General features: G+C 70.7%; 27 protein-coding genes and 2 pseudogenes. 17 read left to right on the plus strand and 12 right to left on the minus strand.

Annotated features, from left to right (window positions below):
* Window positions 1-229: 229 nt before the first annotated feature.
* Entirely contained in the window at window positions 230-460 is a 231-nt protein-coding gene (locus tag ACRAS8_RS33785; protein WP_438489839.1) for a hypothetical protein, read from the minus strand.
* Window positions 457-1,254 carry a hypothetical protein gene (locus ACRAS8_RS33790; RefSeq protein ID WP_438489840.1) on the minus strand — a complete coding sequence of 266 codons (798 nt, stop codon included), beginning with the start codon at window positions 1,252-1,254 and terminating at the stop codon, window positions 457-459. The genes ACRAS8_RS33785 and ACRAS8_RS33790 overlap by 4 nt, the downstream gene beginning before the upstream one ends.
* Window positions 1,255-1,479: 225 nt before the next feature.
* On the opposite strand from ACRAS8_RS33790, the gene ACRAS8_RS33795 reads away from it, so the two are divergent.
* Entirely contained in the window at window positions 1,480-2,229 is a 750-nt protein-coding gene (locus tag ACRAS8_RS33795) for a DUF4118 domain-containing protein (RefSeq protein WP_438489841.1), read from the plus strand.
* Window positions 2,230-2,276: 47 nt separating this feature from the next.
* Here the strand turns inward: ACRAS8_RS33795 and kdpF are convergent, their stop codons facing one another.
* The 4 genes from kdpF to ACRAS8_RS33815 all read right to left on the minus strand — a co-directional run bounded on the left by kdpF (window position 2,277) and on the right by ACRAS8_RS33815 (window position 7,665).
* Window positions 2,277-2,366, minus strand: a complete 90-nt coding sequence (kdpF, locus tag ACRAS8_RS33800) for a K(+)-transporting ATPase subunit F (RefSeq protein WP_018539518.1) — start codon at window positions 2,364-2,366, stop codon at window positions 2,277-2,279.
* Window positions 2,367-2,811: 445 nt separating this feature from the next.
* Entirely contained in the window at window positions 2,812-4,107 is a 1,296-nt protein-coding gene (locus ACRAS8_RS33805) for an MFS transporter (protein WP_438489842.1), read from the minus strand.
* Complete coding sequence (locus ACRAS8_RS33810; RefSeq protein WP_438489843.1) at window positions 4,104-5,309, minus strand: PLP-dependent cysteine synthase family protein; 1,206 nt, start codon at window positions 5,307-5,309, stop codon at window positions 4,104-4,106. The genes ACRAS8_RS33805 and ACRAS8_RS33810 overlap by 4 nt, the downstream gene beginning before the upstream one ends.
* A 1,390-nt stretch (window positions 5,310-6,699) precedes the next feature.
* Window positions 6,700-7,665 (minus strand): MBL fold metallo-hydrolase, encoded by a 966-nt coding sequence (locus tag ACRAS8_RS33815; RefSeq protein WP_438489844.1) that lies wholly within the window; start codon window positions 7,663-7,665, stop codon window positions 6,700-6,702.
* Between the two features lie 264 nt (window positions 7,666-7,929).
* Between ACRAS8_RS33815 and ACRAS8_RS33820 the strand changes: the two genes are divergently transcribed.
* The 3 genes from ACRAS8_RS33820 to ACRAS8_RS33830 are packed head-to-tail and all read left to right on the plus strand — an operon-like array spanning window position 7,930 to window position 10,187.
* On the plus strand, window positions 7,930-8,145 hold the full coding sequence (locus ACRAS8_RS33820; protein ID WP_438489845.1) for a hypothetical protein: 216 nt from the start codon (window positions 7,930-7,932) through the stop codon (window positions 8,143-8,145).
* Window positions 8,132-9,607: an amidase gene (locus ACRAS8_RS33825; RefSeq protein WP_438489846.1), complete on the plus strand. Its 1,476-nt coding sequence runs from the start codon at window positions 8,132-8,134 to the stop codon at window positions 9,605-9,607. Before ACRAS8_RS33820 ends, ACRAS8_RS33825 begins: the two co-directional genes overlap by 14 nt.
* Before the next feature lie 16 nt (window positions 9,608-9,623).
* Entirely contained in the window at window positions 9,624-10,187 is a 564-nt protein-coding gene (locus tag ACRAS8_RS33830) for a TetR/AcrR family transcriptional regulator (protein WP_438489847.1), read from the plus strand.
* A 49-nt stretch (window positions 10,188-10,236) separates the two neighbouring features.
* Here the strand turns inward: ACRAS8_RS33830 and ACRAS8_RS33835 are convergent.
* Window positions 10,237-10,374, minus strand: a pseudogene (locus ACRAS8_RS33835) (VOC family protein); the annotation flags it as partial.
* Between the two features lie 33 nt (window positions 10,375-10,407).
* On the opposite strand from ACRAS8_RS33835, the pseudogene ACRAS8_RS33840 reads away from it, so the two are divergent.
* Window positions 10,408-10,500 (plus strand): annotated as a pseudogene (locus ACRAS8_RS33840) (VOC family protein); the annotation flags it as partial.
* Window positions 10,501-10,580: 80 nt separating this feature from the next.
* On the opposite strand, the gene ACRAS8_RS33845 reads toward ACRAS8_RS33840, so the two are convergent.
* Window positions 10,581-10,739: a hypothetical protein gene (locus ACRAS8_RS33845; RefSeq protein ID WP_018539529.1), complete on the minus strand. Its 159-nt coding sequence runs from the start codon at window positions 10,737-10,739 to the stop codon at window positions 10,581-10,583.
* Between the two features lie 338 nt (window positions 10,740-11,077).
* The gene (locus ACRAS8_RS33850; protein WP_438489848.1) at window positions 11,078-11,455 is read right to left on the minus strand and encodes an ArsR/SmtB family transcription factor; all 378 of its coding nucleotides are present in this window, start codon (window positions 11,453-11,455) and stop codon (window positions 11,078-11,080) included.
* A gap of 163 nt (window positions 11,456-11,618) precedes the next feature.
* Here ACRAS8_RS33850 and ACRAS8_RS33855 point away from each other — a divergent pair, with 163 nt between their 5' ends.
* From ACRAS8_RS33855 to ACRAS8_RS33865, 3 genes are all read left to right on the plus strand, one after another.
* The gene (locus ACRAS8_RS33855) at window positions 11,619-12,617 is read left to right on the plus strand and encodes a zinc-dependent alcohol dehydrogenase family protein (RefSeq protein ID WP_438489849.1); all 999 of its coding nucleotides are present in this window, start codon (window positions 11,619-11,621) and stop codon (window positions 12,615-12,617) included.
* 206 nt (window positions 12,618-12,823) lie between these two features.
* Window positions 12,824-13,648: an LLM class F420-dependent oxidoreductase gene (locus tag ACRAS8_RS33860; RefSeq protein ID WP_438489850.1), complete on the plus strand. Its 825-nt coding sequence runs from the start codon at window positions 12,824-12,826 to the stop codon at window positions 13,646-13,648.
* A gap of 34 nt (window positions 13,649-13,682) precedes the next feature.
* Window positions 13,683-14,114, plus strand: a complete 432-nt coding sequence (locus tag ACRAS8_RS33865) for a TIGR03668 family PPOX class F420-dependent oxidoreductase (RefSeq protein WP_438489851.1) — start codon at window positions 13,683-13,685, stop codon at window positions 14,112-14,114.
* A gap of 56 nt (window positions 14,115-14,170) precedes the next feature.
* Here the strand turns inward: ACRAS8_RS33865 and ACRAS8_RS33870 are convergent, their stop codons facing one another.
* On the minus strand, window positions 14,171-14,797 hold the full coding sequence (locus tag ACRAS8_RS33870) for a DUF1062 domain-containing protein (protein ID WP_438489852.1): 627 nt from the start codon (window positions 14,795-14,797) through the stop codon (window positions 14,171-14,173).
* A gap of 323 nt (window positions 14,798-15,120) precedes the next feature.
* Here ACRAS8_RS33870 and ACRAS8_RS33875 point away from each other — a divergent pair, with 323 nt between their 5' ends.
* The 6 genes from ACRAS8_RS33875 to ACRAS8_RS33900 all read left to right on the plus strand — a co-directional run bounded on the left by ACRAS8_RS33875 (window position 15,121) and on the right by ACRAS8_RS33900 (window position 20,095).
* Window positions 15,121-15,888, plus strand: coding sequence for a MerR family transcriptional regulator (locus ACRAS8_RS33875; RefSeq protein ID WP_438489853.1), 768 nt, complete (start codon window positions 15,121-15,123; stop codon window positions 15,886-15,888).
* A gap of 128 nt (window positions 15,889-16,016) precedes the next feature.
* Entirely contained in the window at window positions 16,017-16,229 is a 213-nt protein-coding gene (locus ACRAS8_RS33880) for a hypothetical protein (RefSeq protein WP_438489854.1), read from the plus strand.
* Between the two features lie 111 nt (window positions 16,230-16,340).
* On the plus strand, window positions 16,341-16,973 hold the full coding sequence (locus tag ACRAS8_RS33885) for a GmrSD restriction endonuclease domain-containing protein (protein ID WP_438489855.1): 633 nt from the start codon (window positions 16,341-16,343) through the stop codon (window positions 16,971-16,973).
* A gap of 291 nt (window positions 16,974-17,264) precedes the next feature.
* Window positions 17,265-17,981 carry a cutinase family protein gene (locus ACRAS8_RS33890; protein WP_438489856.1) on the plus strand — a complete coding sequence of 239 codons (717 nt, stop codon included), beginning with the start codon at window positions 17,265-17,267 and terminating at the stop codon, window positions 17,979-17,981.
* A 315-nt stretch (window positions 17,982-18,296) separates the two neighbouring features.
* On the plus strand, window positions 18,297-19,460 hold the full coding sequence (locus ACRAS8_RS33895; RefSeq protein WP_438489857.1) for a CaiB/BaiF CoA transferase family protein: 1,164 nt from the start codon (window positions 18,297-18,299) through the stop codon (window positions 19,458-19,460).
* Window positions 19,457-20,095 carry a class I SAM-dependent methyltransferase gene (locus tag ACRAS8_RS33900; RefSeq protein WP_438489858.1) on the plus strand — a complete coding sequence of 213 codons (639 nt, stop codon included), beginning with the start codon at window positions 19,457-19,459 and terminating at the stop codon, window positions 20,093-20,095. The genes ACRAS8_RS33895 and ACRAS8_RS33900 overlap by 4 nt, the downstream gene beginning before the upstream one ends.
* 47 nt (window positions 20,096-20,142) lie before the next feature.
* Here ACRAS8_RS33900 and ACRAS8_RS33905 read toward each other — a convergent pair whose 3' ends face one another.
* The gene (locus tag ACRAS8_RS33905) at window positions 20,143-20,658 is read right to left on the minus strand and encodes a MarR family winged helix-turn-helix transcriptional regulator (protein WP_438489859.1); all 516 of its coding nucleotides are present in this window, start codon (window positions 20,656-20,658) and stop codon (window positions 20,143-20,145) included.
* A 65-nt stretch (window positions 20,659-20,723) separates the two neighbouring features.
* On the opposite strand from ACRAS8_RS33905, the gene ACRAS8_RS33910 reads away from it, so the two are divergent.
* Window positions 20,724-21,668, plus strand: a complete 945-nt coding sequence (locus tag ACRAS8_RS33910; protein ID WP_438489860.1) for an amidohydrolase family protein — start codon at window positions 20,724-20,726, stop codon at window positions 21,666-21,668.
* 79 nt (window positions 21,669-21,747) lie between these two features.
* Window positions 21,748-22,974, plus strand: a complete 1,227-nt coding sequence (locus ACRAS8_RS33915; RefSeq protein WP_438490673.1) for a PP2C family protein-serine/threonine phosphatase — start codon at window positions 21,748-21,750, stop codon at window positions 22,972-22,974.
* A gap of 28 nt (window positions 22,975-23,002) precedes the next feature.
* Here the strand turns inward: ACRAS8_RS33915 and ACRAS8_RS33920 are convergent, their stop codons facing one another.
* The gene (locus ACRAS8_RS33920; RefSeq protein ID WP_438489861.1) at window positions 23,003-23,980 is read right to left on the minus strand and encodes a TetR/AcrR family transcriptional regulator C-terminal domain-containing protein; all 978 of its coding nucleotides are present in this window, start codon (window positions 23,978-23,980) and stop codon (window positions 23,003-23,005) included.
* A gap of 192 nt (window positions 23,981-24,172) precedes the next feature.
* On the opposite strand from ACRAS8_RS33920, the gene ACRAS8_RS33925 reads away from it, so the two are divergent.
* Window positions 24,173-25,342: an FAD-dependent monooxygenase gene (locus tag ACRAS8_RS33925; protein ID WP_438489862.1), complete on the plus strand. Its 1,170-nt coding sequence runs from the start codon at window positions 24,173-24,175 to the stop codon at window positions 25,340-25,342.
* The last annotated feature ends 50 nt before the right edge of the window (window positions 25,343-25,392 follow it).

The raw sequence follows: 25,392 nt of genomic DNA on the forward strand, positions 1-25,392 counted from the left end.
GTGTTGAACCGTCGCCGACCAGACTTCCCGGCACTCCGCCGGGAAACTTACCGGGTCTTAGCGCGTTGCTGCCACATTTTCTACGCCCCGGCCCGCCCCGTCCTGCCCGGGGCCGGCATGGCGGGCGGGTTCAGCTCTGGCCGGACTCCTTCCCGTGGTTGGCGTTCTTCTCGCGGCGGGCCCTCCCTGGAGGGCGATCTCGTTGCCGTCGGCGGTGAGGGTGTGGCGTTCAGTGCGGGCCGCGGCGGCGTACGTCGAGCAGTAGCGCGCCGGCGAATCCGGCCATCAGCAGCACTCCCAGCAGCGCGGCCAGCGCCCCGCCGGACGCGGCGCCGGCCAGCAGCAAGGCCAGCCCGATCAGCAGCACCGCCACCACCGAGGCGGCGATCTTCCAGTCGTCGCCGACGAGGAAGGCGTACCAGAAACGGGCGAAGGTCCTGGCGAGGGCGGCGATGTTCATGGGATTCTCCGGACGCGTGCGGAGGGATGCGGACGGGCGCGGGCGGCGACCGCGGGCGCGGCCCGGACCAGTAGGCGGCTGACGGCGAACCAGGCCGCGATCAGCACCGGGATCGCCCAGTCGCCGCCATACCACGCGATGCTCTGCCCGCCGGGTGCGAAGACGCCGAGGCCGGCCACCGCCCAGTACGTGCCGAACCCGGTCAGCAGCAGTCCGACGCCGTACTTGAGGAGGTGCTCGGGGACGCGGGAGAGCGGCCGGTGGGCGAGGAGCCCGGCGATCGCCACACAGACCGCCGCGGCGGCCGCGGTGGCGGCGGCCACCGGGACGTCGTGGGCGCTGGCCCCGAAGGTGATCACGATGAAGACGATCTCCACGCCCTCCAGGAAGACGCCCTTGAGCGTGACGGTGAACGCGAACCAGTCCAGGCCGAGGCGGGTGGTCCCGTCCACGCCGAGGGCCGCGGAGGTCTGCGCGGCGAAGGCCGCGTCCTCGTCGCGCCGCGACCGCAGACCGGCGCCGCGCAGCACCGCCTTGCGCAGCCACTGCAGGCCGAAGACCAGCAGCAGGGTACCGACGGTCAGCTGGAGCGCGGTCCTGGGCAGCCAGGTGGCCAGCGCGTAGCCCGCCGCGGCGGTGAAGGCCGCCAGGGCCGCGACGGCCGCCACGGTGCCGGCCCAGGCGGACCGCCAGCCCCGCGTCATGCCCATCGCCATGACGATGGTCAGCGCCTCCACCGCCTCCACCACCGAGGCGAGGAAGACCGCCGCCACCAGTCCGTATGTCGCGCCCATCCAGGCGCCTCCTCCCACGGGACGCTGCCGGCCCAGGATGCCCGACACCGGCCACGCGTCCCAGTGTCCGACCACCCAGGTGTGGCGTCCCCGGCCTCCACGGACAGAACCCTTGGGCCCCGCCGTCGTCAAGGTCGCGTCAAAGCAGGAGCGCAACCGGCCCGGAGAAGGGTACTGCCGATAGACGGGTACTGCCGATTACACCGGAGTTGGAGGTGGGCTTCCATGCTGCGCTACTTCACCCGCGACCAGGTCGCGCTCGCCGCCGCGCTCGTGCTGCCGCCGGCCGTCTGCGCGGTACTGCTGCCCTTTCGGAGCTGGATGTCCAACACGAACGCGGCGCTGGTGCTCGTCGTCGTGGTGGTGGCCGTCGCTGTGCTGGGGCACCGCCTGGCCGGGGCGCTGGCGGCGCTCTCCGCCGCGGTGTGGTTCGACTTCTTCCTCACCCGGCCCTACGAGCAGTTCGCCATCACCAAGTCCGCCGACCTCGCCACCGCCGTGCTGCTCCTCGTCGTCGGCGTCGCGGTCTCCCAGCTCGCCGCCCGCACCCGGGAACTGAAGGTCATCGCCATCACCGACGACGACTACCTGGCGCAGATCCACCACACCGCCCGCCTCGTCGAGAGCGCCGCAGGGCGTCCGGACGCCGTGGTCGACCATGTGCGGCGGCAGTTGGTGGGGCTGCTGGGACTGACCTCGTGCCGCTTCGAGTACGGCACACTCATCGGGCACCCACCCCGGCTGCTGGAGGACGGCTCGCTGTCCTGGGGGCGCCGCCGCTGGGACGCCGACCGCGACGGACTGCCGGACGAGGAGATCGAGTTGCGGGTCAACCGCGGTGGGCGTTTCCACGGCCGCTTCCTGCTGCGTGCCGCGCCGGGTGCCGCGCCGCCGCTCGCCGCCCGGCTGGTCGCGGTGACCCTGGCCAACCAGGTCGGGGCGGCCTTCGAGTCCGTCATCCCGATGCGCGCCTGAGCCAGGAGCCGACCGACTCAGGAGCCGCCCGACCCAGGGGTGCTCCCCTAGAACTTCTCCGGGAAGATCAGGCAGAGGACGAGGTAGATCACCAGGCCGGCGGCGACGATCAGGCCGATGATGTTTTCCGCGCTCACCGGTGTCCCACCCCCTTGGCCGCCAGGCCGATCAGGGCGAACACCACGGCCGTCAGGCCGACATGGGCAATGTCCGACATGCGTGTGGCACCTCGCAGATCATCAGGGGCGGGAGCCCCGTCCCGCCCGGTCCTCTGGGCATATGCGAGTTTCTGCGCGTTTCTGCAATACCTGCGACTTTCTGCAGGTCCTGCGGGCTTCTAGATGTTCCCGTGGGTTTCTAAATGTTCCTGCAGGTTTCTGAGTGCTTCTGTGAGTTTCTATGATTTTCCGACGCTATATCAGATCTGACGTGACGGCCGCGTGCCGCGCCGATGACGGCCGGGCACCGGAGCACGCCGGATGTCGCACGCCCGTACGGTCGAACGGGGGCGGGCGGTAGGCAACACTCGCCAGCACCACCCGCCCCCTCGCCCCCTCGCGACCATGGGCCCGTAGCCGCCTGTCAGGCCGTCACGGGCCGCGCCGCCGTGCCGGGTGTCGCCATCCGGCCGGTGCGGTGCAGGCCGTACAGCGCCGCGCCGCAGGTCAGCCCCAGCGCCGTGAGGACGAGCCAGGGGAGGGCCGACAGCCCGGCCGCCCGAGCGGCGTCGAGCGCCGCCCCGGTCAGTAGATTCCCCACCGTGATGCCGATCCCGCACAGGGTGTTGTAGAGCCCGTAGTGCGTGGCGACGAGCCGGTCACCGGAGAGCCGGACGATGGTGTCCATCTCGAACGGATAGGTCACCATCGTGCCCAGCGCCAGCAGCAGCGCGGCCAGCACCGGCGGCCCGACCGCCAGCGCCCACCGCCCCGGCCCCCCGCCCGGCACCGGCACCGCGCTCGCCACCACCAGCGGTACGAACGCGGCACCGAGCACCGTCAGCCCCCAGGCCAGTGCCTGGCCCGGGGCCAGACGGGCCGCGCACCAGGCGGTGACCCGTGTCTGGCCGAAGAGAGTGCCCAGTCCGGACGCCGCGAACAGCAACGCGACTGCCACCGTCCCGAACTCCCCGTCCCCGCCCAGCCGTCGGACCTCCAGCGGCAAGGCCAGATACACCTGGAACGACAGCACATAAGACCCGATCATGGCGCCGGAGAACAGCAGGAACGGACGGTTGGCCAGTACGCCGCGCCACTGGCGCAGCACGCCCTCACGCTCCCCGGACGAGTGCCCGGCCGCCTCGCCCCGGCGGGCCGGCAGCGCCCGGATCTGCACCACGCTCAACACCGCGAAGACGCCCGCCGAAACCAGGCAGGTCACCGTGAAGTCCACTCCGGTGAGCACCATGCCGACCAGCGGCCCGAGCAGGATGCCGGCCTGGTAGAAGACGTTGAACAGGGCGAACGCCTCGACCCTGCGCTCACCCGCGTCGGCGGCCAGATAGGCTCGCACGGCCGGGTTGAACAGCGCACCGGCCAGACCGGTCGCCGCGGACGCCGCAAGCAGCGCCGGCACGGAATCCACCAGCCCGAGCGCGGCGAACCCCACGGTGCGCAGCAGGCAGCCGGCGACGATCAGCGGCTTGTACCCCAGCCGGTCGGCGAGGGTGCCACCGAGCAGGAACATCCCCTGCTGACTGAAGTTACGGACGCCCAGCACCAGTCCGACCGTCCAGCCGGCCAGTCCCAGCGCCCCCGACAGATGCTGTGCCAGATAGGGCATCAGCATGTAGAAGCCGAGGTTGATGGTGAACTGGTTGAGCAGGAGCAACTGCACGCTGCGCTCGTACGAGCGTGCCTGGCGCAGTACCGTCCTCACCGGCCCGCACCGCCTTCCGGGGCTTCCGAGGCGGCAGCCGTGCCGGTCATGCCCATGGTGGTGGCCGCGCCCGCCGTTCCCGCCGTTCCCGCCGTTCCCGCCGTGCGGGCTGTGCCCACCGTGTCGCCTCGGAGCGACAACGGATCCACGACGTTCGTGCAGCGCGTCCAGCGGGTGACCTCCTTCTCGTCCGGCCGCCCGATCACCTCCGGCCCGGCTGCCGGCGGAGCGTCCGACAGGCCGTGTGCCGCGCAGTACTCGTCGTCGTAGACGGTCTGGAGATACCGCTGGGGCCCGTCGGGGAAGACCGCGACGATACGGGTGCCCGGTCCGCTGGTGCGGGCCAGCCAACCCGCCGCCAGCGCGACCGCTCCCACGCTCCACCCGCCGGTGGCGTAGTGCGAGGCGGCCAGCCGACGGCAGGTCCACACGGCCTCAGCCGGCGCCACCCAGTGGACCTCGTCGAAGCGGTCGTAGGCGACGTTGCGGGGGAAGATGCTCGACCCCAGGCCGCGCATCAGCCGTGGGCGGGCCGGCTGCCCGAAGATGGTCGAACCCACGGTGTCGACACCGACCACCTTCAGCGCCGGGTAGAGGCTGCGGAGCACCCCGGACAGTCCGGCGGAGTGCCCGCCCGTGCCGACGCTGCACACCAGCACGTCGATGTGGCCGAGCCCTGTGGCGAGTTCCAGGGCGAGCGGGGTGTAGGCGGCGACGTTGTCGGGGTTGTGGTACTGGTCGGGGCACCAGGCACCGGGGTGTTCGGCAAGCAGGGCGCGGACCCGGTCGCGGCGGGCCTGCTGCCAGCCGCCCGTCGGATGCGGCTCGGCGACGAGGTCCACCCGCGCCCCGTGCGCCGCCAACAGCCGTGCCATCGACGGCTCCAGGCCCGGATCGGTGACCACGGTGACGGGATGGCCGTGCACCAGGCCCGCCAGGGCGAGCCCCAGGCCCAGCGTGCCGCTGGTCGACTCGATGATCCGGCCACCGGGGCGCAGATCGCCGCGTGCCTTGGCCCGTTCCACCATGTACAGGGCCGGCCGGTCCTTGATACCGCCGGGGTTGAAACCTTCCAACTTGGCCCAGAATCCGGTGCCGGACGGGCAGAGCGGCTCGGAGACGTACAGCAGCGGGGTGTTGCCGACCAGCCCGGGCAGGGACGGGCGGGCGAGGGGTGCGGTGGTGCTGAGAATAGAGGTCATGGCGTCTTCTCGTTCGTCGGAGTGCGTCATGGTGCTCGGCGTTGCGACACGTTCGCCCGGGCGCGACACGTTCGCGGGCTTGCGACAGGTGCCCATCTCGCAGGCCGAATGGCGAGTTGGGTGAAGGCCGTCTGGTGTCCCGCAGGTCGCTCGATGCGCCACCGGTAGGTGAGGGAAAGGGGCGGGCCGGACATGCCTGGCCGCGCCACGCGGCGCGACGCCGGGTCATGCCACGTCATGCCGCGCAGCTGGATGCGCCGTTGAGGGCGGGGGAGGGACCTACCGGTTCCCGGGTGTGGCGTCCTGGGGCCTGTTCTAAATCAACAGCACCGCGGAGCGTGTCACAGCTGTCTGTGCCGACGGCATGGCGTGTGAACCCGATGCATCAACGGCGGTGCGTACCAGGGGAATTGAGGCGGCAGTACAACGGTCCAGTGGGGACTGGTCCGGAGCCTGCAGCGCCGCTCCCTGCGGGGGCTTGCCGGACAGGCACGCCCCCGTCGGATGGCCGTCCGGCCGCTCATGGTGCCGCTGCTGCCCAGGGGCCGCTACGGAAGCAGTTGGCTCCGCCACGGATGCGGTCGGCGCCACGGCGACGGCGGGCTCGACGGCGGAGGGATGGCCACCGGCACCGGCACCGGAACCGACGGCGGCGACCGTGGCAGGCAGGTGACCGTCGCCGTTCTCCGCGCTCAACCCATGGCTGAGCAGCAGTGCGAGCAGCGCCGCGAACAGGCACAGCAGCCCTATCGGGCCCGCCGAGAAGCGAGCCCGTCGCATACCGAAGGGCGACCGGGCCGTGACCATGCCGCGAGGGTAACGCCTGGAACCACGACCCGGTACGACCCACACGCCAATCAGCGACAACCGGCCACACAACGGCCGGACCGTGCCTGCGCGGCGGCCCGGGTGGTGGCGAGGAGCCGCCATCCCCGTAAAGGCAGGGCAAACATGCGCCCGTCACCGGCAGGTTGCCGTGCGGAAACCACGGCGCACGCGGGGCGTTGACCTCTCTGGACGGGCCTGGGCCGACTGCTGATTGCGGCGATCGTGTTGCTGCTCGTATGGCGGCCGGGTCGGCGAGGGGGCCGCGCGACCTGGACGCTCGCCCTGGCCGCAGGCGCGCTGACTGCCGTCCACCACCTCATATCGTCCAGATGGAGGCCCTGCGATGCCTGCCGCCCGGCGTCTTCGGCCGTCCTCACCGGCCTGGAACCGGCCGTCGGCGCCCTCCTCGGCCGGCCTGCTGTTCCTCGGCCGGCACCTCGCCCTGCCGCAGTGAGCGGGCGTCGCGGCGGTGGCCCTGGCCTCGGCCGGTGCGAGCCGGCTCACGGATGCATCCGGGCACCCTTGGTCACTTCGGTCACTTCGGTCACTTCGGCCACTTTGGTCACCTTGTCGACCGCGTTCCGCAGCTCGTATGCCGCGGGAGCCGGGTGTCTGCAGGAACGGGCGCGAGTCGGTACGCGTTCCCTTCGGTGCGCACTCGCCCGGCGGTGGGCGGCGGGAAGTGCGTTCCCAGAAGGAGCGTTTCGCTGTCGGCCAGCTCGGAGAGCAGTGAACGGCGGGTGGCCCGGGCCTGTTCGGGGTCGATGTCGACGCAGCTGCCGAGGGCCGGGTCGGCAAACTGGACCGGGTGGTGCAGGCAGTCACCCGTGATCAGTGCCGTGGCGCCACCGCTGCTGATCTCCACCGCGAGATGGCCGGGGGTGTGTCCGGGCGTCGGGAGGAGACGTAGACCGGCGGCGATCTCCGCTCCCTGGCGCGGGATGTCCACGAGGTCCAGCAGTCCGGCGTCCTCGACCGGGTACACCGAGTCGCGGAACATCTGTCGACGTGGCTCGTCCATGTCGTATCCGGCCCAGAACTCCCGCTCGGTCCGGGAGGCGACGTAACGGGCGTTCGGGAAGGTGGGAAGCCAACCGCCTTCCTGCTCCCGGGTGTTCCAGCCGACGTGGTCGGCGTGGAGGTGCGTCAGAACGACCAGGTCGACGAGGTCCGGAGCGAAACCCACGGCGGTGAGCCGAGAGACGTAGTCGGTTCGCAGGTCGTGCCAGGCAGCGTTTGCCCGGGTCTTGCCGTTGCCGATCCCGGTGTCGACCAGCACCCGCAGGCCGCCCACCGAGAGGGCGAAACTGTGACTGGCCAGGCGCAGCGTCCCGCTCTCGTCCGCGAAGTCGGGGCGCAGCCAGTCATGTTGGCCGACCACGTCAGGGGTGGCGCCGGGCAGCAGCCAGGGGCCGGTCTCCGGTGGCAGGGCGACCTCGTCGATGCGGTGGACGGTGACGTCGCCCACGGTCCAAGTGGGCGTTGTGGGGAGCTGGTTGGTTGACTCGGTGGGTGGTCGGGTGGTCATGGTCCGTCCTCTTGGTTGGGTGGGGGTGGGTGGGGTTTGGGCTGGGCAGGGGCAGGGGCGCCGGGTCAGGCTAAAAGCAATCCATTTGCGTTAGGTCGATCGTAGGGCCTATCATCCATTAACGCAAACAATTAGCGTTAGCGTTTGGGGTTGCGTTCGACCCCAGTCCGCCCGATCCGGGCCGACCCAGCTCGCACCGCCCCGACCTGGGCCGGCCTGCCTCAACTTGACGCGATCAGACGCCACTCGACCAGGAGACGACCCATGCCCCTCTATCCCGTCCCCGACCTCACACCCCGGGAGGCGGCCCGCTGGGCCGAGCGTTCCGGGCTGCCTCTGCCGGCCGATCGCCATGATGCCGTCGCGGCCACTGCCCAGCACATCCACTCCGTCGTCTCGGTCCTGCGGGAACTGGACTTCGGGGACACCCCGCCCGCCGCCTCCTACCGCGCAGGGGAGATGTCCGATGCGGCCGTATGAGCTGTCCGTGTCCGCCGCAGCCGACGCGATCCGGGCCCGGCGGCTGTCGCCCGTCGAACTGGTCGACTCGGTGCTCGACCGCATCGAGCAGGTGGAGCCGCACCTGGGTGCGTACGTGGCGGTGACGGCCGAGCAGGCCCGCGGGGCCGCCCGCGCCGCCGAACGGGAGGCCGTCGCCGGTCGCCTCCGCGGGCCGCTGCACGGGATACCCATGGGACTGAAGGACCTGATCGACGCCGCCGGCACGGCGACCACGGCCAGTTCCCAGGTCCGGGACGGACATCGCGCGGACGCCGACAGCACGGTCGCCGGGCGTCTGGCGGCGGCCGGTGCGGTGCTCGTAGGTAAGACCCACACCCATGAGTTCGCCTACGGGCTGATCACCCCGCAGACCCGCAATGCCTGGGACGAGGGCCGGGTCGCGGGCGGCTCCAGCGGCGGGTCGGCCGTCGCCGTGGCCGCGGGCGCCGCCGGCTTCGCCCTGGGCACCGACACCGGTGGATCGATCCGGGTGCCGGCCGCACTCAACGGCGTCGTCGGCCTGAAGCCGACCTACGGGCTCGTTCCCCGGCACGGTGTCACCTCGCTGTCCTGGTCGCTGGACCATGTCGGCCCGCTCACCCGCACCGTCGCGGACGCGGCCCTCGTCCTGCCCGTACTGGCCGGCCACGACCCGCGCGACCCGGCCTCGCTCACCACCCGCCCCGCAGACCCCCTGCCGCCCTGCGGCACCGACCTCACCGGGCTGCGGATCGGCGTTCCTCGCAACTACTACTTCGACCGGGTCGCGACGGACGTCGAAGTCGTGGTCCGACGTGCCATCGAACGGCTGGAGGCTCTCGGCGCACGGCTCGTCGAGGTCGAGATCCCCATGACGCGCTACATCCAGGCGACCCAGTGGGGACTGATGGTTCCCGAGGCCACCGCGTACCACGAGCGGACCTTGCGGACGACGCCCGACCGCTACACGGACGACGTCCGCGTCCTCCTCGAAGCCGGCGAACTGCTGGGCGCCGGGGACTATCTGCGGGCCCAGCGCGCCCGGACGCTGATGCGGCAGGCGTGGGCCCGGCTGTTCGACGAGGTCGATGTGATCGCGGCGCCGACCGTGCCCACTGTCGCCACGCCGACCGGTCAGGACACGCTCACCTGGCCCGACGGCACGGTCGAGAGTGTCTCCGACGCCTATGTGCGCCTCTCCGCACCCGCCAACATCACCGGAGTGCCCTCGCTGTCCCTGCCGGTGGGGGAGGACCATGCGGGCCAGGACCATACGGGCCTGCCGATCGGGATGCAGTTGATCGGTCGGCCCTTTGGGGAGCCCGATCTTCTGCGCGTGGGGCACGCCTACGAGCGGTCCGCGCCGGCCCGGACCCTCGCACCGCCGGCCGGCGGCCGCGCGGGCCTGGAACCGCCGCGCGGGCCCGGAACCAGAGAACCAGAAGCAACGGCTTTGCGTTAGCGCTTAGGGTGGTGACATGAGTCCCCGACCGATGGTGCGTCCCGGAGGCCGCAGCGCCCGCGTCCAGGAAGCGGTGCACGCTGCCGTGCGCGAGCTGGAGGCGGAGGTGGGCCGCGAGGGCCTGACGGTGCCACTGGTCGCCGCGCGGGCCGGGGTCACACCGTCGACGATCTACCGCCGCTGGGGCGATCTGCGGGAACTGCTCTCGGATGTCGCGGTCGAGCGCCTGCGCCCGGAGGCGCCGCCGGACGACCACGGCGATCTCGCCTCCGACCTGGCGTCCTGGGCCGAACAGTTCCTCGACGAGATGGCCTCGCCGCCCGGCCGCGCGTACATCCGCGACGCGCTGCTGGGCGACCCGGACGGCAACAACGCCGGTCAGTGCTCCGCCTACGCGGCCGACCAGATCGACGTCATCCTCGCCCGCGCCGCCGACCGCGGCGAACAGGCCCCCGACACCGAGACCCTCATCGACCACATCGTGGCGCCCATGATGTACCGCATCCTCTTCCGCCACGGTCCCCTGGACGCCGCCTACGCCCACGGCCTGGTGACCGCGGTCCTCGACGAGCCGGCATAACGAGACCGCCCCTGACTCAAGGCGGGTCGCGGCGCAGTTGCGCGCACGGTCAGGTGCGGGCGGCGTCGATGACGCAGAAGCGGTTGCCCTCAGGATCGGCAAGGACGACGAAGTCGGCGTCGTCCGGATAGAGGTCCCAGTCGACACGTTGGGCGCCCAGGGACACCAGGCGCTCGACCTCGGCTCGCCGGCCGCCCGTTGCGGCACAGTGGAGTCACGGACACCGACGGCCTGGGAGGTCGACGACATCGAGGCGGTCGTGGCGGAACTCAGGCGCCGCGGTGTGGTGTTCGAGGACGTCGACCTGCCTGGACTGCTGGGCGGCGGCCCCTCCGGCGGTGGGTGCCGAAGGGGCCGCTGTCGGGGTGCCGGTGGTTGGCTGGTTCTGCCTGGCTAGCGGTTCTGTGCCCACCACGCAGCGAGGCCGATGACCGCGGTGCCCAGCGCATAGGACGCACCGCGCAGGAAGTTGGTGGCAACGAGCCGACCGTAGCGGCGCCATGGGTTACGGAAGCGGGTGGTTGTCGGCTGACGGCCCTCCATCGTCTGCATTGGGAGCCCCTCTCGTGAACGCGGAGAACAGCGACGGTTCCACAGGGGGAGCCCCGATCGGGCAGCGTCGGTCGCCGGACTCCCGATCCTGGGCTCCCTTGCGTTACCTGCAAGCTTACGAGGTTGTGCGCTTGTGAACTCGGTGCGTCGCCCGGCGCGTCCTGAGGGGATCCGGTGAATGTGCGCCCGCGTCGTCCTGTGGTCGGGTGCCGGGTGGGGGCGGTGGTCTCGTGAACGCCGTTGATTCCAGGGGTGTTTGGAGTCGTGGTCGTAGTCGAAGTCGTGGTCGCACTCGGACTCGCCGTCGTCGGTGCGGTCGCGGTTGCGGCAGCGGCTTCCTAGCCGTCTTTGCTGTTGCCGTTGCCGTCCGCGATGTCGTCGCGCTGGGCCATGAATGCGGGGAGGAGGCCGGGGAAGGCGCGGTCGAACTCCTCCAGGCGCAGGGTGTTCATGCGCGAGGTGCCTGCGTAGTACTGCCGGATCAGGCCGGCTTCGCGGAGCACGTGGAAGTGGTGGGTGGCGGTGGACTTGCTGACCGGCAGGTCGAAGGTGCCGCAGGCGAGTTCCCGCCCGGCCGCGTGGAGCTGGCGGACGATGCTGCGGCGCACCGGATCGACCAACGCCTCCAGGACCTGCTGGAGGGTGATCGCGCTGATATCGGGGTGCGGCGGGGTGCGATCCCTGCCGGCTCGCTCTGCCGCTGTCGTTGCCGTCATCGTCTGGTGACCTCCCGCGCACATTGTACGACACGCGTCAAACTTTGATGGATGTCAAGGTTTGATAGGCGTCAAAGTTTGACAGTGGTCGTACTTTGCGCTTTGGTGAAGCCGCGGTGGCGCCGCTCGGTGTCGCCGGCACCGAACGAAAGGAAGATCAGCCATGGCCAGAATCGTGCGGTTCCACGAACTCGGCGGGCCGGACGTACTGCGGCTGGAGGACGTGGAGATCGGCGAACCCGGCCCCGAAGAGGTGGCCATCCGGGTCGAGGCGTTCGGACTCAACCGCGCCGAGGTGCTGTTCCGCAGCGGCAACTACATCGAATCCGTCCAGCGGTTCCCCGCGCGGCTCGGCACGGAAGCCGCGGGGGCCGTCGAAGCCGTCGGGGCGCAGGTGACGGGATTCGCGGTCGGCGACCCGGTCAGCGTGGTGCCGGCCTTCTCGATGAACGACTACGGCGTCTACGGGGAGCGCGCGATCGTGCCCGCGGCGGCGCTCGTGCACAGGCCCGAGGAGATCGACGCCGTCGCGGGTGCGGCGGTCTGGATGCCCTATGTGACGGCCTACGGGGCCCTGGTCGAGGTCAGCGGCATGAGGGCCGGGGACACCGTCGTCATCACCGCGGCGTCCAGCAGCGTGGGCCTGGCGGCGATCCAGACCGCGCTGCGCGTCGGAGCCGTGCCCATCGCCACGACCCGCACCGAAGCCAAGAAGAAGGCCCTGCTCGCGGCGGGGGCGGCGGACGTCGTCGTCACCGACGAGGAGGACGTGGTGGCGCGGGTGCTCGGCCTGACCGGGGGCCGGGGCGCCGAGTTCGTCTTCGACGCGATCGCGGGCCCTGGCGTGCTGGACCTCGCCAAGGTGGTCGCGCCCGGCGGCACCCTCATCGAATACGGCGCCCTGAGCGGAGAAACGACCCCCTACCCGGCGTTCGACCTCGGGATGCCCGCGCTGAACATGCGCACCTACACGCTCTTCGCGACGAGTACCGATCCGCAACGGCTGCGCCGGGCCGAGGCGTTCGTGGCGTCCGGGCTGCGTTCCGGGGCGTTCAAGCCCGTCGTGGACCGGGTCTTCGGCCTGGAAGAGATCGCCGATGCGCACCGTTACATGGAGGCGGGAGGTCAGGTCGGCAAGATCGTCGTCACGGTCGGTCACTGAGGGGAGGGGCGACGTCGTTGGGGGCTGTGGCTGTGGCTGTGGCTGTGGCTGTGGACGTGGACGGGCGGGGCGCCTCGCGGTGCCTCGCGGTGCCTCTGCGGTGATCGCCCGGTTGGCGGGACGCACTGTTGGGCCGGGGCCGGCCGGGGTACCTCGCCTGGGGTTGCCGACCGCGGCACCCGAGACCCGGAAGCGAAGGAGTCGCTGTGAAGTTCGGGGTATCGACCTTCCTCACCGACCAGGGGATCGCGCCGGCCGCCCTGGGGCGTGCCGTGGACGAGCGCGGACTCGACTCCCTGTTCATCGCCGAGCACACCCACATCCCGGTGGACCGCCGCACGCCGTATCCACGCGGCGGCGAACTGCCCGAGATCTACTACCGCACCCTCGATCCGTTCGTCGCGCTGGCAGCGGTCGCCGCGGTCACCGAACGGCTCCTGCTGGGCACCGGTATCGCGCTGGTGGCCCAGCGGGACCCGATCATCACGGCCAAGGAGGTCGCCTCGCTGGACCTGGTCTCCGGCGGGCGGGCGGTCTTCGGGGTCGGCATCGGCTGGAACAGGGAGGAGATGGCCAACCACGGCACGGACCCGCGTACCCGGGGCCGTCTGGTGGACGAACGGCTGCGAGCCATCCGGGAACTGTGGACGCGGGAGAAGGCCGAGTTCCACGGGGAGTTCGTGGACTTCGACCCCGTCTACTCCTGGCCGAAGCCGGTCCGGCAGCCGCATCCACCGATCTATGTGGGCGGCGGCGAGGGCGCCTTCAACCGGGTGGCCGCGCTCGGTGATGCCTGGCTGGCCAACAGCGCCTCGCCCGAGGAACTGGGGCCGCAGATCGAGCGGTTGCGCGGCCTCGCGGGCCGGGACGTGCCGGTGACCGTCTACGCGGTGCCGCAGGATCCGGAGGTCATCGAGCGGTACGCGCGGCTCGGTGTGGAACGGGTGCTGTTCTCTCTGCCGACGGTGCCGGAGGCCGAGACGCTACCGCACCTCGACCGGTTCGCCGACGTCGCCCGGCGCTTTCGGTGAACGGGGCGCTTCCGGTGAACGGGGCGGGGGAGCAGTGCCGGCGATGACCCGAGGGCGGGCCCGGCAGTGCTTCGTCGCGGCACGGGTCGCCCGGCTGGCCACCGTCGATGCCGAGGGCCGCCCGCATCTGGTGCCGGTGGTGTTCGCCGTGACGGGCGACACGCTCGTCTTCGCCGTGGACCACAAGCCCAAGCGGGCCACCGAGCTGAAGCGCCTGGCCAACATCCGTACGCATCCCGGGGTCTGCCTCCTCGTCGACGAGTACGGCGAGGACTGGGACCGCCTGTGGTGGGCACGGGCGGACGGCACCGCCACCGTGCTGCCGCCGGCGGACGGCTCGGCGGCGTCCGCGCGCCATGTGCGGCTGCTGGCGGAGAAGTACCGGTCGCAGTACGCCGACCGCCGCCCCAGCGGGCCCGTGGTGGAGGTGAACGTGGGACGGTGGTCCGGGTGGTGTGCCACATAGGGAGCCAGGGCCTGTCCGGCGGATCTTGCCGGACAGGCTCTCGCCCCGAGGAGGGCTCAGCGCTTGAGCGTGAAGGTGAAGTCGCTGGAGAGCTTGCCGCTCAGCCGGACCACCGAAACGAGTTTCCCCTCCGTGATCAGTCTCTCGACTTCGGCACGCGAAAGACCGCAACCTTCAGCGATCAGCCGCACCGGCCGGACAGGGATCCGCGCCGCGAAGCGGACCGAGACGTCGATCTTCCCCAAGCTCTCGGCTTCTCCCCCGCTCTCAACTTCGTTCGAGCGGGGGGACCCCCACGAACAGGCGAGACCCCATCCGCGGTCCAGGCTATTCGGTCCACCGGTGTCGAGGCGCCAGGCGTTGTCGTCCCAGTCAAGGGCGATGCGATTACGGCGCCGCACGACCGGATCCTGGAGCAGCTCAGCTGTCAGGCCAGGGTCGTTGTCATGCAGCCGGTCCAGCAGCTCAGGTCCTACGGAGCGCACATTCATCCGTTCGAAGACCGTGAGCTTTGCAGTATCCCCGCAAGCGGTACAGAGCGCGAGGATCCAGGCGTCGATGAGCTTGTGGTTTGCGTTGACGCGAAATTTACCGCTTGCGCGGAAGCGCTCGGACGCGCAGGCGTGGCAACGACGGAGCACGAGCGGCAGGCAGGTGGGCACGACCACCCAGTTTTTGAGCACAGAAGTACACCGGTTTCAGTGAGAAGTCCGCAGCAAAAGGGAGCGCGGCGCACATGCGCGACGCGCTACGAATCAGCGCTCGGGGGTCTCACAGGGTGTACAACGGCACGTCCTTGACTAGACGACTTGGCTCGGGAGCACGTTAAGGGCGCACAGCGGCGTTGCTCCACTGGTTTTCGGGCGCCCACCGCCAGGTTCTGTCTGGCGGATCATGGGCGGAGCCAGAGTCGGATCGAGGCAACGATGACGGTGCCCCGCCTCGGTGGCACCGGCCGTCCGGTATGACTTGAACCTCACGCGGTGTGAGGATGCAAGGTTGAGCCATGGCTTCCTCCACCACCTGGAAAGTGGGTCCGCTCGCCGCGGCCAGCGGGCTCACCGTGCGCACCCTGCACCACTGGGACACCATCGGCCTGCTCAGCCCCTCGCAGCGCACCGCGGGCGGACACCGTGAGTACACCGAGGACGATCTCGTCCGCCTCTACCAAGTGCTCGCGCTCCGCGGCCTGGGGCTGGGCCTGGACACCATCGCCGTCTGCCTGGACACCGGAGTGGACCCGGAACGCCTGGTCCGGGACCACTTGGCGAGTGTCGAAGCCTCCATCACCGCGCTCGACGGCCTGCGGCAGCGCCTGATCCGGCTCGGCGACAGACTGGCAGGTGACCAGCCCCCGACGGCCGATGTGCTGCTCGCCGCGCTCCAGGCGATCGGCGCCACCGGCCCAGAGGGCGAGCACACACTGCGCCGTCATCTGGACGCCGACCAGATACAGACACTGCGGACACGCGCCGCGGCACTTGGGCCCGCAGTGCACTATCTGCTTGAGATCGAATGGCCGGAGCTGTATCGCCGAGCCGACCGGCTGCGCACCATCGGCACCCCGCCCACCGACCCGAAGGTCCGCTGCCTGGTGGCGCGCATGGACGAGTTGAGCACGATGTTCACGGGTGGCGACGACGACATCGCCACCGGTGTGCGGGACGCCTGGCACGACGACCCGGCCGTCATGTCCGGGGACCCTGCCGCTGCTGCCGATGACTGGCGGGAACTGGCCGCCTACCTGGACGCCGCCCGCCGCCACATCGCCTGACCGGCCGTCCCTGTCACTGTCCCTGTCTCCGTCTCCGTCTCCGTACCTGTTCTCATCCCCGTCCCCGTCCCTGTACCTGTGCCTGTCTCCGTTCCCCCTCCCCCTCCCTCGAAGGGCCCGACTCCTCCATGAACCGTCGAACCTGCCGGCGCATCGCCCTGGCCTCAACCTTCCCCACCCTCCTGACCCTTCCGCTCTGCGCCCTTCTGGCCGCGTTCGGTCTCGTGCCTTGGACGATTCTTCTCGCCGTCCCGATCGCACTCGCCGTACATGCCACCGTCACCTGGGCCCGGCTCCGCTCGGCTCCGTTCAGCGGGTTCAACGGGTTCAACGGGGAGTAATGGGAAGGGAAAGGTATTGTCATGTCCATTCAACGCGCGTAGCGCAGGGTGCGGCAGGTGCGGTTTCCTCGAAAGGAGTCTCTCCAACCCCCCACATTTCAGGAGACGTTGATGCCTCGCGCTGCCCTCGGCCTGTCGGCCGCCGCAGTTGTCGTCGTCGGCCTCTGCGCCGCCCCCGCACTCGCCGAACCGCCGGCTCCGCCGTCGACATCGACGGCCCGCGCCGAACTGTCGGCCCTGAAGGTGGCCGCCCCGCATTCCATGGACGGCTACTCCCGTGACAAGTTCTCCATATGGGCCAAGCAGCCCGATGGTTGCACCACCCGCCAGGAGGTCCTCGCCCGCGACGGCAAGGACGTCCAGGACAAGCCGGGCAGCTGCCAGCCGTCCAGCGGATCGTGGTACTCCGCCTACGACGACGCCACCGTCACCGACGTCGGCCAGGCAACCATCGACCACATGGTTCCTCTGGCCGAAGCCTGGCGGTCCGGCGCCGACACCTGGACCGACGAGCAGCGCAAGGGTTTCGGCAACGACCTGAAGGACCCCCAGCTGCTGATCGCCTCGGAATCCTCCAACAGCTCCAAGAGCGACAGCGGCCCCGCCGACTGGAAGCCGACCAACCACGGCTTCTGGTGCACGTACGCCAAGGACTACACGCACGTCAAGTCCGTCTGGAAGCTGACCACGACCGACAACGAGAAGAAGGCCCTGTCCTCGATGCTCGACAGCTGCACCAACTGACCGAACGGCCTTCTGCCTCGGTGATGCCGTGCGCAGATCGTTCATCGAGCGTCGTGCGGGCTGGGAACGATCCCGGCCCGCACGACGCGTTGTCGCGACGGGTTATCCCGACGTGTCATCGCGATGCGTTGTCACGTGCGTAGCGTGCTGTGGGGCCCTCGCCATGTCATGGATATTTCAACGGCCATGGCTAGCGTCGATGCCGTCCGACGCAGGCAAGTCACAACCCAAGGGGGACCCCAGCCGATGTCGCGAACGAACAGGCTGACACGGGCTGTAGCGACGGCGGCGATGGTGGCCGGTACGGCCGCGGTCGCGCCCACCGTCGCACAGGCCGATTCCATCGACCACTACTACATCGAGATCGGTGGCACCACCGGTGCCTCGGACGAGCACGAGTGCACCACCAACTACCGCGCCGCGAACCAGCACCTCCAGCCGGGCAGTTGGGTTCCGGTCTGCTACCCGGCGAGCGCCGGCCCGTGGCTGAACGGTCACGGCGGCGTGCTGGACCTGAACGCGCCCAGCTACGACGACAGCGTGAAGCAGGGGTACGACAACCTGCTGGCCCAGGCCGAGAAGACGCATCGCGAGCACCCGGACGCCCGCCTCACGATCGTCGGCTACTCCCAGGGCGCGCAGGCCGCGGACCAGGTGCTCCAGACCATCGCCAACGGTGGCACCGACATTCCACGCTCGCAGGTCAACGGCATGCTCTACGCCGACCCGATGCAGCCGGGCACCGGCTTCACGGCCCAGGTGCCGAAGGGGGTGGGCCTGCCGGGGTTCACTTCGCCCGGCGCCGGGCCGGAGAAGTTCAACGGCATTCCGGTCGCGCGCTACTGCATCCACGGCGACCCGGTGTGCGAAGCGTCACCGGTGAACATCCCGGGCTACTTCCAGCTGCACGACAAGTACCCGTATGACGGCAACGTCATGACGCAGACCATCGCCGAGGACGGCCGTGACGGGGTCCAGTGGCGGAACCCCGACGGGAGTCCTGCGTAGGGTCTGTCCCGATGTCTGTCCCGACGTCCGTCCCGATTGCCCTGACGGAAGTGGGGGAGAGCCCGGCCCGGCCGGTGAAGCGCGCCGGCCGGGCCTCTGGACGGGTGTTTCCGAGCCAGATGACGATTGCTCCCGGTACGCGCCCTGGTCGACCGAGCCCGTGTCTGAGACGCTCGTCGGGCAACTGGGCGGCGACAGGCGGCGGATGGGCGAAGGGGCGCAGTGGCCTGCCGATCGATACGAGCCGCTGCTGGGACAGCGTCACCAGGCACCACGTCCGACGGCCCGACGGCCTACGCAACGGAGGAAGACGGGATGCCCCGACCGTTCGACGGAGTGCGGATACTCGATCTCACGCACGTTCTCGCAGGACCGTTCGCCACCTACCAACTGGCGGTCCTCGGCGCCGATGTGATCAAGATCGAGCCCCCGGACCGGCCGGACTTCGTACGGTTCAAGGGCCCGGACCCCGCGCTCAATCAGCAGCAGCGCGGGGTGAACTACCAGGTCCAGGGCGGCAGTAAGCGGGCCATGGCGCTGGACCTGAAGACGCCCGGCGGTCGGCGGGTCTTCCGGCGCATGGTTCGCACGGCCGATGTCGTCGTGGAGAACTACCGGGCCGGGGCGCTGGAGGAACTCGGCCTGGGCGCCAGCCAGTTGGCCCGGATCAATCCGCGCCTGATCCACTGCTCGATGACCGGCTACGGGCAGCAGGGCCCGCGCGCCGGGGTGACCGCCTACGACAACGTGATCCAGGCGGCCTCGGGCATCATCGACCGCTGTGGCGGCCACAAGCCCGACCTCCCCTTCGTCGACTATGCCAGCGGCTACAACGCGGCCTTCGCGATCGCCGCCGCCCTCTACGGCCGGGACCGCGACGGCCGCGGGCAGCGGATCGACTGCTCGATGCTCGACACCGCCCTGATGCTGATGGGCCCGCACCTGGCGGCTCAGCTGCACGCACCGGACTGGCAGGCGCCACCGGAGGCCGGGTTGGGCGCGTACCCCACCGCGGACGGGGTGTTCGTCCTGGGCGCCCCGACGCCCGACCAGAATCGCCGACTGTGGACCGCCCTGGCGAGTGAGGGGCACGACCATCCGCGTTTCCGCGATCTGCCCGACTTCGAGAGCCTGTACCGCCACAGTCAGGCCATGCGGCAGGTGCTGGCCGGCATCTTCCTGAGCCGCACCGCGGCCGCATGGGAGGGCTGGGTCCAGGCACACGGCCTACCCGGTGAACGGCTCCGCACCCTGGCCGAGATCACCGCCGACGACCAGCTCGGTCACCGCCCCCTTCTGCACCACGGCGCGAACGGTGACCCGACGGTGCCGGTCGCGGCGTTCGCCTACGCCCACGACGGCCCGGAGCGCGACCGTCCCGCGCCCGCCGTCGGCGAACACACGCTGGAGATCCTGGAGGAGGTCGGCTTCTCCACGGCGGAGGTCGAGGCCCTCAAGGCGGAAGGCGCCGTCCGGTGAGCGCGGGCAGCGGCCGGCCGCACGACGATCCCAAGGACATCGTGCGGCGCGGGTACGACGCCGCCGCCCTGCGCTACGAAGAGGTGTACGGCGGCGAGGGGAAGTACCGCCCCGTGCTACGCGAACTGCGCCGGCGCATTCCGGCCGGTGGCACGGTGCTGGACCTCGGCTGTGGCAGTGGAGTGCCGGTCGCCCGGACCTTGGCCGCCGCCGGTCACCGCGTCACCGGTATCGACATCAGCGAGGTGCAGATCCGCCGGGCCCGGGAGCGGGTGCCGGAGGCGGAGTTCCTCCACGGTGATGCCTCGGCAGCATCGTTCGCCGCCGCGTCGTTCGACGCCGTCGTCTCCTTCTACGCGCTGATCCATCTGCCCTTGGCCGAGCAACCGCCCCTGCTGCACAGGGTCGCCGAATGGCTGCGCCCCGGAGGGTGGTTCGTGGCCATCACCGGATCCGGTGCCTGGACGGGCGTGGAGGAGGACTGGCTCGGTGGCGGTGCCCCGATGTGGTGGAGCCATGCGGATGCCGCCACCAACCGCGCGTGGATCACTCAGGCGGGACTGACGGTCGAGCGGGAGGAGTTCGTGCCGGAGGGCGACGGCGGCCATGCGCTCTTTTGGGCACGCCGTCCCTGAGGCCGGCCGGATCGGCCGGAGGGGACCGTCCGCGTACCGGCGGGGCCCTATCGGGGCTCCGGTCCGGTCATCGTGTCGGCGATGATGCCGGCGAGGCGGTGCAGTTGGGCGGCGAGGGTGTGCCGTTCGTCGGGTGTGAACTGCGACAGTGCCTGGGACTGGCGTGCGCGCAGTTCGGTGCGCATGGTGGTCAGCCGCTGGGTGCCGTCGTCGGTGAGGCGGACGAGTACTTGGCGTTCGTCGTGCTCGGAGCGCCGTCGGGTGACCACGCCGTTGGCTTCGAGTTGTTTGAGCATCCGGGTGGCGGTGGGGACGCTGATGTCCGCGTTGGCGGCGAGCCTGCCGACCGGCAGGCCGTCGCCGCGAGCGTCTTCCGTGAGCGGGGCGAGCAGGGCCAGCTGGGCCATGGACAGCCCGGCCGCGGAGCGGCCGACGGTGGCGGCCCGCGAGCGGCGCATGGCGTAGAACAACTGGTCGGCCGCCTGCGCCAGTTCGTCCACGCTGCCCCGGTCGGAGACGGAATCCCGGTGATCGGCGGTGGCGCCCTTGCTGGTGTCCGGCATGACTGTTAGCTTACTCAATAAATTCATTAGCGAGCTAAGTAATGGTGAGCCAGGAGCTAGGGATCATGGGATTCCCCGCACGCATCGACGTCCACCAGCACATCGTCCCGCCGGTCTGGGCCGACACCCTCGCCGCGCGCGGCCTGGACTCCGGCGGCTGGCCCGTCCCGGCCTGGAGCCCGGACAGCGCGATCGCCATGATGGACCGGCAGGGCATCGCCACCGGCGTGCTCTCGGTCACCGCGCCCGGCGTCCACCTCGCCGACGACGCCGAGGCCCGCACCCTGGCCCGCGCCGTCAACGACTACACCGCCGAGGTCGTCAAGGACCACCCCGACCGCTTCGGCCACTTCGCCGGCGTTCCCCTGCCGGACATCGATGCGGCGCTCGCCGAGGCCGTCCACGCGCTGGACACCCTGGGCGCCGACGGCGTCGTGCTGATGTCCAACGCGCACGGCCGCTATCTCGGAGACCCGGACTTCGAGCCGCTGTGGGACGAACTGGACCGGCGGGCGGCCGTCGTCTTCGTCCACCCCGCCCAGCCCCCGCTGCCGCTGCTGCCCGGCGCCCCCGCGCCGCTGGCCGACTTCGTCTTCGACACCACTCGCAGCGCCCTCAACCTCGTGCTCAACGGCGTGCTGCGCCGCCATCCGAGCCTCCGGGTGATCCTCTCCCACGGCGGCGGTTTCCTGCCCTACGCCGCGTACCGCTTCTCCGGCCTGGCTCCCCTCGCCGTGGACCCGGACCACGACGCCGACGACGTGCTGCGCGACCTCAAGCGCTTCTACTTCGACACCGCGCTCTCCGCCAGCCCCAGTGCCCTGCCCGCCCTGCTCGCCTTCGCCGAACCGGGCCACGTCCTCTACGGCAGTGACTGGCCCTTCGCGCCCCAGGAAGCCGGCACCTACTACAACCACCACCTGGAGACCTACCCCCACTACGCCCCGGGTCAGGCCCGGGCCATCGACCGCGGCAACGCCGAGGCCCTCTTCCCCCGTCTCGCCCACTGACGCCTCGCCGGTGGCGTTGGTGCGCCGACAGGGGGCGGTGCATGGTGGAGGGGTGGCCACCCGGCAGCTCGTTGCCGGTATGCGGCAGCCGTGGAAGTTGAGCCATGCGCTGCTGCTGATTCCCGTCGTGCTCATCGTGACGATCACGGTGGTGGATCTGCTGGTGCCGGCCGATGTGCATCTGGGGCCGCTGCTGGTGATCGCGCCGGCGATCACCGCGTCGTTCGCCGGACCGTGGACGACCGGGGTGATCGGGCTGCTGTCCGTGGCGGCGCAAGCCTTCATCGGCTGGCACTTCGATGCGCTGTTCACCCGCAATGTGCTGGTGCAGATCCTGGCGATCGCGGTGCTGTCGAGCCTGGTGGTCTGCTACTGCCTGGCGCGGGAACGGCACCGCGCGGAGCTGGCGCAGGTGCGGTCGGTGGCCGAGGCCGCCCAGCATGTGCTGCTGTGGCCGCTGCCGGAACGGATCGGGCCGCTGCAGATCGCCTGTCTGTACCTGGCCGCCGAGGACGAGGCACAGATCGGCGGCGACCTCTACGCCGCCACCCGCACCGACAACGCGGTCCGGGTGATGATCGGAGACGTACGGGGCAAGGGCCTGTCCGCCATCGGCGAGGCCGCACTGCTGTTGGGTGCCTTCCGCGAGGCCGCCCACCGGCACACCACCCTGCCCGATCTCGCCGCCACTCTGGAGGAGAGCGTCGCCCGCTACCTCACGGACTTCGAGCCGGCAGAGGAGGCGGGGGAGCGGTTCGCCACCACGCTGCTGCTGGAGATCCCCGACGGCGACCACATCACCCGCATGACCAGCTGCGGTCACCCTCCGCCCCTGCTGCTCAGCCCCGGCGGCGCCGTCACCGCCCCGAGTCTGCATCCCGCGCCCCCGTTGGGCATCGGGGCCGGCGGCCCGGACGGCTACTCCCTGGACGTGGTCTCCTTCCAGCCGGGCGACACGCTGCTGCTCTACACCGACGGTGTCGTCGAGGCCCGCGACGCCGCCGGCGGCTTCTACCCGTTCGGCGAACGGGCCGCCCAGTGGACGGGGACCAGCCCGGAGGCGCTGCTGCACCACATCCGGCGCGATCTCCTCACCCATGTCGGCGGGCGCCTCACCGACGACGCGGCGCTCATCGCGCTGCACCGCACACCCACCGTGCACCGCGGGCGGCACGCCGGGCGCGGTCTGCACCTCGGCGGATTCGGTCACTCCTCGCACGAGGGAGCACCGGCTGCCGACCCGCCGGACTCCGCACGCTCATGGCCGGACTCCTCACCGTCCGAGGACAACATCCGTCCGTCCTGATCGGGGCGGATCAGGCGGACCGCCCGGCTCACTTCCTCGTGCGGTGGGCGGGCCCGCCCCGCACGGCCAGGGCGATGCCGTCGAGCAGTGGCTTGAGACCGAACGTGAACAGGGCGTCCAGGTCGAGGTCGTAGCCGCCGTCCAGGCTGCGCGCGGTGCGCGTGAACACCGGGTAGCGGTCGGCCGCGACGATCGCCTCGTAGGCAGAGGTCTGGCGGTCCATCCACTGGTCCGCGGACAGCCCGGTGGCCGCCTCGGCCTGGGCCGCCCGCTCCAGGTGCACGGCGATCCCCTGCACATAGCTGTAGAGGAGGACGTGCAGGTCGAACATGGTCGCCGGATCGAGGCCATGGCCGTCCAGGGCGGCGAGCGCCCACTCGGCGTGGACCATCAACTCCGGCAGCATCAGCGGGCGGGTGAGCGTGTCGACCTGCGCGAGCCAGGGGTGTCTGCGGTAGATCCGCCACAGGGTGTGCGCACCGAGTTCCAGCCTGGCGCGCCAGTCCTCCGGCGGGGTGGCCGGATAGCTCTCCTCGCCGAACGCCGCGTCGGCCATCAGCCGCACCAGGTCGTCCTTGCTGGTGACGTACCGGTACGGGGACATGGCGGCGACACCGAGCCGGGCGGCGACGCTGCGCATGGACACCGCCGCCAGTCCCTCGCTGTCCGCGATCTCCGTCGCCGCGCGGACGATCCGCGCACGCGACAGTTCGTGATCGGAGGCGGCCGGGGACGGCGAGCGGCGCCTGGGCGCGGCAGGCCGCTCCGGCGACGGCGTACGGTCCCGGGCCACCGCCACGGTGCCGACCCGGGGGCGGGCCTCGACCAGACCCTCCAGGCGCAGTGTGGTCAACGCCTTGGTGGCGGTGGCCAGGGCGACTCCCCACTCACGGGCGATCTGCCGCGTCGACGGCACGCGTTCGCCCGGGGCGATGGTGCCGTTGAGGATGCGTTGCCCGATCTCATCGGCGATGCGTCGGAACGGCGGGTCGGAGGTCGCGGCCATGTCGTCGGCTCCCTGAGAAATTTTTCGGGCTCGCGGCAGCTGTACAAGAGCTGTACTAGAGCAGAGCCTACCAGCGCGGTGAGCGGGAAAGCTGCCATCTGAACTAGAATAGCAAGCCAGAAAGGGCAGTTGGCAGCGCTGCGCATACGCCGTACATTCAGTCGCGTACAGCGTATGAAAGGGCTTGTTCACATGAAGACTGCTCCCCTGAAGACTGTTCCCGCGAAGACTCTTCCCGCCAAGACCGCGCGCGCGAAGACGGTGCTCGTGTCCGGCGCCGGTGTGGCGGGGGCCGCGCTCGCCTCCCTCCTGTGCCGGGCGGGCGTTGCCGTGACGGTGGTGGACAGCGCGCCGGGGGTACGCCGCGGCGGCCAGGCAATCGACATCCGGGGCGTCGCGCTCGAAGTCATCGACCGGATGGGGCTGTTGGGCCCGGCCCGAGCCCACCGCACGCGGATGCGGGGCATGTCCGTCCTGGACGGCGACGGCCGGGAGATCAGCCGGTCCACCGAGGCGACCTTCAGCAGCGGCCGGCTCGACAGCGACGACATCGAGCTGCTGCGCGAGGACCTGGTACGGCTGCTGCACCAACGCGCCGGCACCGACGTCGAGTTCCTCTTCGGGGACGGTATCGCCGCGCTCGACCAGGACACGGACGGTGTCCGGGTCGCCTTCGAGCATGCCCGCCCGCGTACGTTCGACCTGGTGGTGGGGGCCGACGGACTGCACTCGTGCGTACGGCGCCTGAGCTTCGGGCCGGCGGAACGCTTCACCCGCCCGTTGGGCATGCAGCTGGCGATCTTCAGCGCCGACAACTTCCTGGGCCTGGAGGACTGGCAGGTCTGGCTCAGGGACGGCGAGGCCGGCTACGGCATCTATCCCGTGCGTGACAACACCGAGTTGCGGATCTCGTTCGGCTTCGCGGCCGAGCCGGCCACCGTCGTCGACCGCGACCCCGAACGGCAGAGGCAGGTGGTGGCCGACCGGATGGCGGCGCTGCGCTGGGAGACCCCCAGGCTGCTGAAGGCGCTGTGGGAGGCGCCCGACTTCTACTTCGACGCCATGACGCAGGTGCACCTGGACCGCTGGTCGCACGGCCGGACGGTACTGCTCGGCGACGCCGGATACTGCGCCTCACCGCTCTCCGGCCAGGGAACCAGCCTGGCTCTCGTGGGCGCCTACGTCCTCGCCGACGCGCTGCGCCGGGCCAGGGGCGACCACCGAGCAGCGTTTACCTCCTACGAGGAGCGCATGCGCCCGTTCGTCGCGCTCAACCAGGCACTGGCCACCGAGAATCCCGGCGCACCGGCCGACGAGGCATCCGTGGAGCGCGCCAAGAACGCCATCGCGCTCGACGGATGACTCGACGGATGACCTGCCATCGGCCGCGGTTCAGGCCGCGGTTCAGGCGG

Origin of the sequence: Streptomyces sp. S186, from assembly GCF_051603415.1 — a bacterium.
Lineage (GTDB): Bacteria > Actinomycetota > Actinomycetes > Streptomycetales > Streptomycetaceae > Streptomyces.